The following is a 12714-nucleotide window of genomic DNA, read 5'->3' as shown; positions in this document are numbered from 1 at the left end:
TCGCTTTTTCGATTATTTGCTGGTTTTACCAACTCGCGGTTCAGAACGCAAGCCCTGAACAACCGCAAAACAGGAGGCCAATAGCACAATAGTGAATGGCAAGCCCGCTGACACGGCCATGGCTTGTAAGGCAACCAGTCCGCCACCGAGGATGAGGGCAATGGCTACCAGACCTTCAAAAGTACACCAGAACACGCGTTGTGGTACCGGTGCTTCAACTTTACCACCGGCACTGATGGTATCAATCACCAGTGAACCAGAATCCGACGAGGTGATAAAGAACACCATGACCAGAATGATACCGATGAACGACGTAATACCGGTCCACGGTAATCCCTCGAGCATGACGAACAATTGCAATGCCAGTTCTGCATCAGCAATTTCTTTCGCGCCGGCCAGGAATTGATCCATGGCTGCGGTACCGAACACGGTCATCCAGAAGACACAGGCAACCGATGGAATGATCAACACCGATATCAGGAACTCACGCACGGTACGACCACGTGAAACCCGCGCGATAAACATACCGACAAACGGTGACCATGCAATCCACCACGCCCAATAGAAGGCCGTCCAACCGGTGACAAAGTTCTTATCTTCCCGGCCGAATGGGTTTGACAGTGCCGGCAACTCGACTAAATACGCGCCCAGGTTGTTAAAGAAGCCCGTGAAAATAGCAACGGTAGGGCCGACAATGATGACGAACAACATCAGTAGCGCCGCCAATAGCATGTTGGCTTGCGACAGACGCTGAACACCGGCTTCAAGACCAGCCAATACAGACATCAGTGCAACCGCGGTAATACCAATAACCAGTAATACCTGAGTGGTTTCACCTTTTGGCAGGTCAAACAGGAAGTTAAGACCGGCGGCGGCTTGCGATGCCCCCAAACCAAGCGATGTCGCGAGGCCAAACAGCGTTGCTAAGATGGCAATGATGTCAACGATGTGACCAGGCCAGCCCCATACACGCTCACCCAGAATCGGATAAAAAATTGAGCGGATGGTCAGCGGCAGGCCTTTGTTGAACGAGAACAATGCCAGTCCCAATGCCAAAATGGCATAAATGGCCCACGGGTGCAGTGCCCAGTGGAAAATGGTGGCCGCCATGCCCAGGCGCATTGCTTCGGCTTCATTACCGCCGGCACCGCCAAGTGGCGCCCAGTCGGTGCGCACACCGTCTTCCATACTGGTGCCACCCAATGCCGTACTAAAATGCGACATTGGTTCGGAGACACCGTAAAACATCAGGCCAATACCCATACCGGCGGCAAACAGCATCGAGAACCAGCCAAGGTATGAGAAGTCCGGCGTCGCTTCAGTACCACCCAATCGCACGCGTCCTAGCGGTGTAAATATCAATACGATAGCGAGGATGACAAAAATATTGGCGGCAATAATAAAGAACCAGTCAAGGTTACCGGTTAACCAGTTGCGCATGCCGGTAAACATCGGTTCGGCGCTGTTCTGAAACATCAGTGTCAGCAACACGAACGCGACAATCGCTAAACCAGAAATGGCGAAAACTCGGTTATGAAAGTCCAGTCCAAACGGACCGATTTTCATCACCACGTTGTCTTGTCCTACTTGGTAGTCGGTGTTGATGGGATTGACCTCACCGTCCGGAATCATGGGGTCATTTGCCTGGCGCTCGCGCTCCAGATCTTTTTCTCCGGCGAGCACTTCTTCTTCTTTTTTGGTCATTCCTTATCCCCTTTGTAATAAGTGTAAACAATACTACGCAAACTATTCTAAATAGATTACATAGGTTTACAAATTCAGTATAGAGGGGGACCGATAGATCTCAATGAATTTTTTACAAAGCGCTAGCCCATTTAACAGTCAGCGTTGCCTTTTTGAACAATTTTCCGATTGGCCTGTTCGATGCGGCGGTTGAGCTGCTCGAAGCGTTCCGCTTCCTGATCGGTAAAGTCAAATTCGAGGTAACTGTTTTTGCCCGGAGCCAGATAATCGTAGCGTTGTTCAAGTTTGGTAATGGCACTCATACAGATGCGCTGCTGGTCGGCCAGTTGTTCAATTTTGTTTGCCAGTTGCTCAAGCTTATGCAGATAATCCTCGGCCGCGCGCGGAAACTCGCACGAGCTCAAGGAGAGCACAAAAAGTACAATGATTGACCGTTGTTGAACGCGCATGTTTCGCCTTATTTAAGGATGACACTTTACCGCTATGCCTCATTGAGTTTAGGCGAAAGTGGGCGTTGTCCAATGAGTCTTACCGATTTTTTACAAATAATCACCGAACTAACGGTGATAAATGTTCGGAGTTATAGGTAATGGATAAACAGCTGATGCAGGCTTATCAAGCCACCAACTATGTTATCGACACTCAACCGCCGGTTACGGTTCGCATCGGTCAGTCGGCGCGTGCGCTACTTAAAAGCGCAACAGCTATTCGGTCGCTCAGTATCATTACCGGTTATAACCCGCGCAGTCATAGGGTTTCCGACGCGGTTAATGCCGCTGCACACCAACGCCTGCGAACGGCAATCCATGCGGTGCCCGGCGCTGACATCATGGCGACCAGTGTGGCACAGGATCCAAATCAACAATGGCCCGATGAAATAGGGTTTTTGGTTGCTAATTTATCGATGGAGGCGTTAAGTATGTTGGCCAGAGGGTTTGATCAGCATGCGGTCGTGTGGATGCCAGCGCCGGAGTTCATCGCTGAAGTCGTTGTCGTTGACTCATTCATCGCTTGAGTCGATTAAAACGACCGCTTTAATTACTTTGGTCAATTGCTTAGCAGCTGTTATAAATCTAATTACGGTTTACTGACGTAGCTAATCGTCAGCATCAACGAATTTTAGACAACGATTTAAACAACAAAGGAAGGAATCATATGAGTGCAGGTAAATGCCCAATCATGCACGGGAGCATGACCAATGAAGGCAAAAGCAATACCCATTGGTGGCCGAACGCGCTAAAACTGGAAATTCTGCGGCAGCACGACAGAAAAGCAAATCCAATGGACGAGGATTTTAATTACGCTGAAGAATTTAAAAAAATCGATCTGGAAGAATTAAAGCAAGACCTTAAAGACCTGATGACAGACAGCCAGGACTGGTGGCCGGCTGACTGGGGTCACTACGGCGGTCTAATGATTCGTATGGCCTGGCACTCGGCAGGCTCTTATCGATTGGCCGATGGCCGCGGTGGCGGCGGTACCGGCAACCAACGCTTTGCGCCGTTGAACAGTTGGCCGGACAACGTCAGCCTCGACAAAGCGCGGCGGTTACTGTGGCCGATCAAGAAAAAGTACGGCAACAAATTGTCATGGGCCGACTTGTTTATTTTAGCCGGTAACATGGCGTATGAGTCGATGGGTTTGAAAACCTTTGGATTTGCCGGTGGGCGTGAGGACATTTGGCATCCCGAAGAAGATATTTACTGGGGCAGCGAGAAAGAATGGTTGGCTGAAACCAAAAATCGCTACAGCTCGGATGAACAACGTGAATCGCTGGAAAATCCATTAGCGGCCGTGCAAATGGGGCTTATTTACGTGAACCCTGAGGGCGTTGACGGTAATCCGGATCCGATGAGAACCGCTCAGGATGTCCGTGAGACCTTTGCCCGTATGGCCATGAACGACGAAGAAACCGTTGCCTTAACGGCCGGGGGGCATACCGTCGGTAAATGTCACGGTAACGGCAAGGAAGAAAATCTGGGACCAGAACCGGAAGCTGCCGATGTCGAAGAGCAAGGTTTCGGGTGGCGCAACAGCGGCGGTAAAGGTATGGGCCGTGATACCGTGACCAGCGGCATCGAAGGCGCGTGGACCACCAACCCAACCCAATGGGATAACGGCTACTTCTACTTGCTGTTTAATTACGAGTGGGAGTTGAAGAAAAGCCCAGCGGGAGCCTGGCAATGGGAACCCATCGACATTAAGGAAGAAGATAAGCCCGTTGATGTCGAAGATCCGTCTATTCGGCATAACCCGATCATGACCGATGCCGACATGGCAATGAAGGTGGATCCGGCGTATCGCAAAATAGCCGAGAAGTTTTATAACGATCCGGATTACTTTGCTGATGTGTTTGCGCGTGCCTGGTTCAAGTTAACGCACCGCGATTTGGGACCCAAAGATCGTTATTTGGGGCCGGATGTGCCGGCGGAAGATTTAATCTGGCAGGACCCGATTCCAAAAGTCGATTATCAGTTGAGCGACACCGAGGTTGATGGTATTAAACAGCAGTTGCTTGACAGTGGCCTCAGCTCATATGAATTGATCTCTACGGCCTGGGACAGCGCGCGTACCTTCCGCGGTTCAGATTATCGTGGCGGCGCTAACGGTGCACGTATTCGTTTGGCACCACAGAAAGACTGGCACGGTAATGAGCCGGAGAAACTGCAACGAGTATTGCAGGTACTGGAAGAGGTTCGCCAGTCGCTCGATAAAGACGTCAGCATTGCTGATTTGATCGTGCTCGGTGGCACGGCGGCGGTGGAAAAAGCCGCTAAAGATGCCGGTTACGATATTAGAGTACCGTTCACGCCGGGACGCGGTGATGCAACCGATGAGATGACCGATGCCGAGAGTTTTGCACCGCTGGAGCCATTGCATGACGGTTATCGTAACTACCTGCAGAAGGACTATCAGGTGCCGGCTGAAGAGCTGCTGCTCGATCGCACTCAGTTGATGGGCTTGACGGCGCCGGAGATGACCGTGCTGATTGGTGGTATGCGCGCGTTGGGCGCGAATTACGGTGAATCCAAACAGGGCGTGTTTACCGATCGTGTTGGTGTGTTAACCAATGATTTCTTTGTTAACTTAACCGACATGAATAACGTTTGGAAAAAAGCGGGTGATCATTATGAAGTACGCGACCGTAAGACCGGCAAGGTTAAGTGGACGGCGTCACGGGTGGATCTGGTGTTCGGTTCCAACTCAATTCTGCGCTCGTATTCGGAACTGTACGCGCAGGACGACAACCAGGAGAAGTTTGTAAAAGACTTCGTCAAAGCCTGGGTGAAAGTAATGGATGCCGATCGCTTTGATGTTTAAGGCACTTTAAACAGCCACCAACGGTTAGGCCTCGTCTGGAGCGGGGCCTACCGAACAACGCTCAATCACACGCGGTTCAAACACCGTTTGAATCGCGTCTACTTTTTGGTCATAAACGCGTTTTAGGATTAACTGCGCCGCCATTTCCCCCATACCTCCGACCGGATAATTTACAGTCGTCAGTTTTGGATGGGTATAGTGTGAAAAGTTCACGTTATCAAAACCCATAATCGACAAATCCGCCGGTAACTCACGGCCAAGCTCGCGTGCCGCTGTCAGCGCACCGGCCGCCATTTCGTCGTTGGCACAAACCAATGCGGTAATTGACGGATCATTCTCTAACAGGATACGGGCGCCGGTTTCACCGCTTTTCTCATGGTAGTCGCCCTCATAAAACCGTTGTTCGGAGGGTTCTAAGCCGAACTCTGTCAAGGCTCGAATATGCCCCTTGTAACGCTGGTCGGCGTCGTGCTTCCACATAGGCCCCGAAATATAACCAATGTGCCGGTGACCGTGCTCGAGGATATGCCGTGTTGCGAGATAACCGCCGTGTTGGTTATTTAAGGTAATACAGCGATCGTAAAGCGGAGCTACAAAGCGGTTAATCAAGACAAAACGCACCTTCTTTTGCATTAATTCAACCAAGTAGTCGTCGCTGACTGCCTCAACATGCAGAATAAGGGCATCACAGTTACGGCTTTGTAAAAACGCGATACTGTCCTTTTCGAGTTTTTCGTCACTGTGGCCGGCGGCAATAATGACGTGTTTGCCCGCCTGTCGAAAACGGTTCTCGATATCGCTGAGCAGGGTACCGAAAAACGGACCATTGAGTTCAGGTACGACAATACCAATACTGTTTGAGCGATTTGAGGCCAGTGACTGTGCCACTGAATTTGGCTGATAGCCTAGCTTCTCGACCGCCGCTAATACTTTGAGTCGTGTTTCCTCGCGTACTGGCGTGTTTTTGTTCAGCACACGCGATACTGTGGCGAGTGATACGCCGGCAAGTTTGGATACTTCGTAAATGGTCGCCATGTTCAGTTTTGCTCCCCTGCATTGAGATCCAGAACTCGGTTAATTTCCTGAACCTTGGGTTGGGTAAGAGTGTACCCGCGCATCACATAAGCGACAAGCAGCGAGGCTAAGGCCGGCAATAAGGCAAAGGCGATCAGAATACCCTGTTGCGTGGCAACGGGTTGTAGCTGATCGGGTACGTAGTTATAAAAGGCTAGCCACCAGCCGGCAATGGCGCCACCGAGTGCCAGACCGAGTTTGATAAAGAAAATAACCGACGAATACACCATACCGGTGGCGCGGACGCCAAATTTCCAGAAACCGTAATCAACCACGTCAGCCATTTTGGCCCACAGCATTGGTGTCCCCATTTGCAGGAAAAAGCCCCAGAAGAAGTACAGTGCGGTAGCCAGCACGAACTGCTCTGCCGGTACCCAGAAGGCGGCTGCGCAGATGATGGCGGAAACAACCTGAATGCTGATATAAGCTGTCACTTTGTCAATGTATCGGGTTATCCATTGGGCACTGGCGCAGCCTAAAATGTTGCCGACCATGCCAATACTTACAAACATCGTCACCATGTCTTCGCGTAACAGGTAGTACTTGACGTAATAAATGGCCAGCGTGTTTTTTAGTGCAATGCCGGTCAGCACCAACAGTGCTGCCAGTGATAAGCGGCGCCACTGTGGGTTGTGCCAGAGTAGTGCCAGCCCTTCCGTTAATTTCATATTGCCGGTATGGCGCGCGGTTAACCGTTCTTTGGTACCGGCAAAGCACAGAATAAAGAGCACCACGCCCAGTGCGCTGAGTACGGCAATGGTCAGCTGATAACCACTGACATTGTCGCCGGCGCCCAGCCATTCGACCAACGGCAGGGTGGTGGTTGTCACCAGTAATCCCCCCAGCATACCGAACACAAATCGATACGACTGCACCGAAACGCGTTCCAGTGGGTCAGCGGTTAAAACGCCGCCTAACGCCGAGTAAGGGATATTAATGGCGGTATAAGCCAGCATTAACAACCCATAGGTGGCGTAGGCATAGACAATTTTGCCGTTGGTGGAAAAGTCGGGTGTGGTAAACGCGAGTACACTGAAAAAAGCAAAAGGTAAGGCCATCCACAATAGGTAAGGACGAAATTGGCCATGGCGAGAACGGGTACGGTCGGTAATCAGCCCCATTAACGGATCAGTGACGGCGTCCAGTAGCCGTACCAGCAAAAACATGGTTCCAACGGCCGCCGCCGGGATACCAAAAACATCCGTGTAAAAAAAAGCCAGAAACAACATAACCGTCTGGAAGATGATGTTGCTGGCAGTGTCGCCTAATCCGTAGGCTACTTTTTCGCGGCGCGTTAACATGGTTCCGTTGCAATCATCTTATGTTTTCTCTCAAGTAAGAGTTGTTGCCAGGCTTTTGCACTGTCTTTAAGGCGTCGTTGTTGCGTTTTAAAATCAACATGCACGATGCCAAAGCGCTGGGTGTAACCCTCGGCCCATTCAAAATTGTCCATCAGGCTCCAAATGAAGTAGCCACGAATATCAACCCCTTGCTGCATACTTTGCTCGACTGCCGTCAAATGCTGCTGGAAATAGTCGATGCGCTGTGGGTCATGAATGTTGCCATCGATGACCGGATCCGGGTAAGCCGCACCGTTTTCTGTGATGTAAATCGGAGGCAGATTCGCATAGGTCTTTGTAAGCTCTGTCAGGATCTCTGTCAAGCCCTGCGGATAGACCTCCCAGCCCATGGTGGTAAGTCCATCACCGCTCGGCGGGATGTCTTTGAACCAGCCATTTTCGGTGCCTTTGAAGGTAGTGCGGGTGTAATAGTTAACGCCGAGGAAATCGATCGGCCTGGCGATCACCGCCATATCACCGTCGATAATTTCAGGTCGCTCTTCGGGCTGTAACTGTTGTAACAGGTCCGGGTAGCTGCCCTGTAACAGCGGTTGTAGATACCAAAGGTTATGGTAGGCGTGTGCCTGTTTGGCGGCACGTTTATCCTGCTCAGCAGCGGAAGCCGCATGACAGGGGCTGAAATTCAGCACAATACCGTGTTGCGCCTGTGGTGCGTGTTGACGGAGTTTGGGCAGGGCCAGGCCGTGTGCCAGCAGAATATGGTGCGCCGCCTGGCGGCCATTCTTGCGACGGTTACCGGGCTGTGGTCCCGGCGCATGAATACCGGCTTCATAGCCCAGGTAAGCACTGCAAAAAGGTTCGTTGATGGTGGCGTAACTGGCCACCGAGTTACCAAGCGCTTGTGCGACCGCCTCGGCGTATTCGGCAAAGCGATAAGCCGTTTCGCGATTAAGCCAGCCGCCTCTATCCTCTAAATACTGCGGTAAGTCCCAGTGGTATAGGGTAACGTGGGTTTTGATACCGCGGCTGGCCAGTGCTTGTACAAGCTTGCGATAGAATTGCAGCCCCTGTTGATTTATGCTTTCATCTTCGTTGATAACTCGTCCCCAGGCAATCGATAAGCGATACGCATCGACACCGAGGCTGGCAATCAGTTCGACATCCTGTTGCCAGTATTTGACGTGTTCGCAGGCGTGATCACCGTTACTGTTGTCTTTGATTGTGCCGGTCTGGCGACAAAAGGTATCCCAAATGCAGGTGGCTCGCCCGTCGCTGTCGCCTTCGATTTGAAAGGAAGACGTAGCCACCCCAAACACAAAATCGGACGTTAATAAGGGGGATCGATCATTAATCGTTATTTTTTTCATATTCACCTGCGAAATAAACGGGTTTTCATTGCGAAACGAATCAAATATGCTATACATGAAAGCGCTTACATCATAGTAGATGGTGTTTTAACCATCGTCAAAAAAATAAAATAATATTAAGAGGGAATTATGACAACGCCGCAAACCTCGGCGCTAGTAGGCGAGGGCAGCGATAACAACTATCGTTTTGCTCTGACTGCGCTCACTTCGCTATTTTTTATTTGGGGATTCATTACCTGTCTCAATGATATTCTGATTCCATACCTGCGTTTATTGTTCGACCTGAACTACACGCAGTCGATGTTGATCCAGTTCTGTTTCTTCGGAGCCTATTTCATTATTTCAATTCCGGCCGGGTTAATGGTCGGAAAAATTGGTTATAAGATGGGGATTGTCACCGGGCTGTTAATTGCCGGTGCAGGCTGCGTACTGTTTTATCCTGCTGCGATGTTGGAAATTTATGGCCTGTTTTTATTGGCGCTGTTTATTCTCGCCTCCGGCGTGACCATTCTGCAAGTTGCGGCAAACCCATACGTGACCCGACTGGGGCCGGAAAAGACCTCGTCCAGTCGCCTGACCATGACGCAGGCATTCAACTCGCTGGGCACCACCGTGGCACCGTTTTTTGGCGCCTGGTTAATTTTTGGTGGTGTTGCTGATCCGGAAGTATCCGGCGTTAGCAAGGACACGGTATCCCTGCCGTACTTCATTCTGGCAGCGACACTGGTATTGATGGCCATCGTGTTTGTAAAATTAAAATTGCCGGAGATGGGCAAAGTTGACCAAGCCGCGGCGTTACCAACAAAAGGCGGCGCCTGGGGACAAAAGCACTTGGTGCTGGGAGCCATTGGTATCTTTGTTTATGTCGGTGCCGAAGTCGGTATCGGCAGCTTCCTGGCGATCTACCTGTCGCAGTCAGATATCGGCAATATGTCCAGTTCACAAGCATCGCATTACATTTCCTGGTATTTCGGTGGCGCTATGGTGGGCCGATTTATCGGTGCTGCGGTGATGCAGAAGTTTGCCGGTAATCGGGTACTGCTGTTTAACGCCAGTTGCGCGGTTGCATTGGTTGCCATCAGCATGAACAGTTCCGGTGCACTGGCGATGTGGTCGTTGTTGTTCGTCGGTTTGTGTAACTCCATTATGTTCCCGACCATTTTCAGTCTTGCGCTACATAACTTGAAAGAAAGCACCAGTCAGGGCTCCGGCATTTTGTGTCTGGCCATTGTCGGTGGTGCCATTGTGCCGTTGTTGCAGGGTGTGCTGGCGGACATGACCAGTGTCCAATTCGCCTTCATTCTGCCATTGCTGTGTTATGTCTACATTGCGTTTTACGGTTTTCGTGGCCATCGACCGGGTGCCTTCAAACGTATGCTGGATGAAAAGGAGACGGCTTAATGAAGCTTTCGTATCTTTACACGGCCATTGCCCTGGCAACGACGGCAGTGGCCGGCTGCTCAGACGCGACCAACACCCAAAGCGCCGGCAACGACATTTGGCCGCAGCTTAAGTTACCGGTTGCTCAAGAGCCAACGGTCGAACAACGCATCGATGAGATGCTGGCTAAAATGACACTGGAACAAAAAGTGGCGCAGATGATCCAGCCAGAGATCCGTGACATCACGGTCGAGGACATGCGTAAGTATGGCTTTGGTTCCTATCTTAACGGTGGTGGAGCGTTCCCGAACAACGACAAGTACGCGACACCGCAAGATTGGATTGCACTGGCTGAATCCATGTATCAGGCGTCGGTCGATGACAGCGTTGACGGTATCGATATTCCGACCATGTGGGGCACCGATGCGGTTCACGGCCATAATAACGTAATTGGCGCAACGATTTTTCCGCACAATATCGGTTTAGGGGCTGCGAACAACCCGGATCTTATTGAAGACATTGCCGGTGTCACCGCAACCGAAGTGATGGTAACCGGTATCGATTGGGTGTTTGCGCCGACGGTTGCCGTTGCCCGTGATGTACGTTGGGGGCGCACCTACGAGAGCTACTCGGAAGATCCACAAATCGTGCACGATTATTCGGCAGCAATCGTCAAAGGGTTGCAAGGCGAGGTCGGTAAAAACTTTCTTGATGAACGCCATGTCATCAGTACCGTTAAGCACTTTATTGGCGATGGCGGCACCACCGACGGTATCGACCAGGGCAACACCGAGATTTCGGAACAGGAGTTGTTCGATTACCATGCACAAGGTTACGTCGGCGGTTTGCAGGCCGGCGCACAAACGGTCATGGCCAGCTTTAACAGTTGGAATGGCGAAAAAATTCATGGTGATGAGTACCTGTTAACGGACGTACTTAAAGAAAAAATGGGCTTTGACGGTTTCGTCGTTGGCGACTGGAACGGTCATGGCCAAATTGAGGGTTGTCGCAATGACAACTGTCCACAGGCGGCAAATGCCGGTCTGGATATGTACATGGTGCCAACCCAAGCGTGGAAGCCGCTGTACGAGAACCTGATTGCTCAGGTTAAAGACGGTACGATTAGCGAAGCTCGGGTTGACGATGCGGTGCGCCGTATCCTGCGGGTTAAAATTCGCGCTGGTTTATTTGATAAGCCAAGTCCGGCGCAACGTCCGTTGTCCGGAAAAACCGAGTTAATTGGTGCAGAAGAACATCGAGCAATCGCGCGTCAAGCCGTTCGCGAGTCGTTAGTACTGTTGAAAAATAACGAAAACTTGTTGCCGCTCAATCCCAATCAGCGCATTTTGGTGGCCGGCCCGGCAGCCGATAATATCGGTCAGCAGTCCGGTGGCTGGACCATCAGTTGGCAGGGTACTGGTAACAGCAACGATGACTTTCCGGGCGGCACTTCCATTTATCAGGGCATCGCCGATGCGGTCACTGGTATGGGCGGTTCGGTAGAGTTGGCCGTGGATGGCGAGTACCAGCAAAAGCCTGACGTCGCGGTGGTCGTTTACGGTGAAACGCCGTACGCGGAAGGTAACGGTGATATCGATAACGTTGATTATCAACGCGGTAACCCAACCGACCAAGCGCTGCTGGAACAATTGAAGGCGCAGGGGATCCCTGTGGTTTCGGTGTTCATCAGCGGTCGTCCGATGTACGTTAATCCAGAACTTAATGCGTCAGATGCGTTCGTTGCGGCTTGGTTACCGGGCTCCGAAGGGCAGGGTGTCGCGGACGTGATTATTGCCGATGAAAACGGCGAAGCCCGTTATCCGGTGCGTGGAAAATTACCGTTCTCCTGGCCAAAAACACCAGCACAAGGGCGCCTGAATGCCGACCAGCAACCCTATGATCCGCTGTTTAAGCTGGGTTATGGTTTGAGCTACGACGACAGCACTGAGGTTTCAGATACCTTGCCGACGGATTTTGGTGATGCCGTAGCGCAGGCTGATGCGGTGGTGTTTGAACGCGCTCCGCAAGATCCGTGGAGCTTGCATATTGGCCACGCTGAAGGCCGCACTGAAGTCACCAGCAGCATTCAGTCATTGAACGGTGTGACCACCGAAACCTTCGATGATCGTGTGCAGGAAGACGCAAGGTTATTCCGTTTTGACGGGCAACAGCCGGGCTTTTTCACCTTTGTCAGTCCGTTCCCGCGTGATTTACGGGCTTTTGCCAACGACCAAGGGGTGCTGTCGGTAACGCTTGACGCAAGCTTTGCCGATGACGAGGCATTAGATCTTGCCTTTAATTGTGGTGCTGATGCTTGTCAGGGACAATACAATATTCGTCAATACCTGGCTGAAGATGGTATTAACCCGCAGCAAACCGAGTGGCAGCAGCTCGATTTTTCGGTTTCCTGTCTGGCCGATGACGGTGTTGATGTGGCCAAACTTGGCGAGATCTTCCGTCTGCAAACGGCTGGACAAGCCGAAGTACGCATTCGCGACATTCGCATGACGCAGGCACAGCCACAACAGGACGTTATTTGTTTGGGGAACTAGTTTCTCCCTAAAGGC

At 51.4% G+C, this 12714-nt stretch carries 9 protein-coding genes; 4 read left to right on the top strand and 5 right to left on the bottom strand.

The annotated features are described in order from the left end of the window. Positions 1 to 12: 12 nt before the first annotated feature. Together C5610_RS07055 and C5610_RS07050 are read right to left on the bottom strand one after the other, a co-directional pair. On the bottom strand, positions 13 to 1632 hold the full coding sequence (locus C5610_RS07055) for a BCCT family transporter (RefSeq protein ID WP_262340066.1): 1620 nt from the start codon (positions 1630 to 1632) through the stop codon (positions 13 to 15). A 203-nt stretch (positions 1633 to 1835) separates the two neighbouring features. Then, positions 1836 to 2153 (bottom strand): hypothetical protein, encoded by a 318-nt coding sequence (locus C5610_RS07050; RefSeq protein WP_105306558.1) that lies wholly within the window; start codon positions 2151 to 2153, stop codon positions 1836 to 1838. 140 nt (positions 2154 to 2293) lie between these two features. Here C5610_RS07050 and C5610_RS07045 point away from each other — a divergent pair, with 140 nt between their 5' ends. Both C5610_RS07045 and katG read left to right on the top strand, forming a co-directional pair. Then, on the top strand, positions 2294 to 2719 hold the full coding sequence (locus tag C5610_RS07045; RefSeq protein ID WP_105306557.1) for a DUF3293 domain-containing protein: 426 nt from the start codon (positions 2294 to 2296) through the stop codon (positions 2717 to 2719). Between the two features lie 140 nt (positions 2720 to 2859). Then, positions 2860 to 5025, top strand: a complete 2166-nt coding sequence (katG, locus tag C5610_RS07040; RefSeq protein ID WP_105306556.1) for a catalase/peroxidase HPI — start codon at positions 2860 to 2862, stop codon at positions 5023 to 5025. A gap of 24 nt (positions 5026 to 5049) precedes the next feature. On the opposite strand, the gene C5610_RS07035 is transcribed toward katG, so the two are convergent. The 3 genes from C5610_RS07035 to C5610_RS07025 are packed head-to-tail and all read right to left on the bottom strand — an operon-like array spanning position 5050 to position 8767. After that, positions 5050 to 6060, bottom strand: a complete 1011-nt coding sequence (locus tag C5610_RS07035) for a LacI family DNA-binding transcriptional regulator (protein WP_105306555.1) — start codon at positions 6058 to 6060, stop codon at positions 5050 to 5052. A gap of 2 nt (positions 6061 to 6062) precedes the next feature. Further along, complete coding sequence (locus tag C5610_RS07030; RefSeq protein WP_105306554.1) at positions 6063 to 7400, bottom strand: glycoside-pentoside-hexuronide (GPH):cation symporter; 1338 nt, start codon at positions 7398 to 7400, stop codon at positions 6063 to 6065. Continuing rightward, complete coding sequence (locus C5610_RS07025; protein ID WP_105307740.1) at positions 7394 to 8767, bottom strand: GH1 family beta-glucosidase; 1374 nt, start codon at positions 8765 to 8767, stop codon at positions 7394 to 7396. Before C5610_RS07025 ends, C5610_RS07030 begins: the two co-directional genes overlap by 7 nt. Before the next feature lie 129 nt (positions 8768 to 8896). Here C5610_RS07025 and C5610_RS07020 point away from each other — a divergent pair, with 129 nt between their 5' ends. Continuing rightward, entirely contained in the window at positions 8897 to 10168 is a 1272-nt protein-coding gene (locus tag C5610_RS07020; RefSeq protein WP_105306553.1) for a sugar MFS transporter, read from the top strand. Continuing rightward, positions 10168 to 12699 (top strand): glycoside hydrolase family 3 protein, encoded by a 2532-nt coding sequence (locus tag C5610_RS07015; protein ID WP_105306552.1) that lies wholly within the window; start codon positions 10168 to 10170, stop codon positions 12697 to 12699. The genes C5610_RS07020 and C5610_RS07015 overlap by 1 nt, the downstream gene beginning before the upstream one ends. The last annotated feature ends 15 nt before the right edge of the window (positions 12700 to 12714 follow it).

The organism is Idiomarina sp. OT37-5b (assembly GCF_002968395.1).
In the GTDB taxonomy this organism is placed as follows: Bacteria; Pseudomonadota; Gammaproteobacteria; order Enterobacterales; family Alteromonadaceae; genus Idiomarina; species Idiomarina aquatica.
The sequence above is the reverse complement of the archived record's forward strand: the minus strand, read 5'-3'. Positions and strand labels throughout refer to the sequence as shown.

Bases quoted from the DNA above. Each gene is read 5' to 3' on its own strand.
- C5610_RS07050 (WP_105306558.1), bottom strand. From the start codon at position 2,153: ATGCGCGTTCAACAACGGTCAATCATTGTACTTTTTGTGCTCTCCTTG.
- C5610_RS07055 (WP_262340066.1), bottom strand. From the start codon at position 1,632: ATGATTCCGGACGGTGAGGTCAATCCCATCAACACCGACTACCAAGTA.
- C5610_RS07015 (WP_105306552.1), top strand. From the start codon at position 10,168: ATGAAGCTTTCGTATCTTTACACGGCCATTGCCCTGGCAACGACGGCA.
- C5610_RS07045 (WP_105306557.1), top strand. From the start codon at position 2,294: ATGGATAAACAGCTGATGCAGGCTTATCAAGCCACCAACTATGTTATC.
- C5610_RS07030 (WP_105306554.1), bottom strand. From the start codon at position 7,400: ATGTTAACGCGCCGCGAAAAAGTAGCCTACGGATTAGGCGACACTGCC.
- C5610_RS07025 (WP_105307740.1), bottom strand. From the start codon at position 8,767: ATGAAAAAAATAACGATTAATGATCGATCCCCCTTATTAACGTCCGAT.
- C5610_RS07020 (WP_105306553.1), top strand. From the start codon at position 8,897: ATGACAACGCCGCAAACCTCGGCGCTAGTAGGCGAGGGCAGCGATAAC.
- C5610_RS07035 (WP_105306555.1), bottom strand. From the start codon at position 6,060: ATGGCGACCATTTACGAAGTATCCAAACTTGCCGGCGTATCACTCGCC.
- katG (WP_105306556.1), top strand. From the start codon at position 2,860: ATGAGTGCAGGTAAATGCCCAATCATGCACGGGAGCATGACCAATGAA.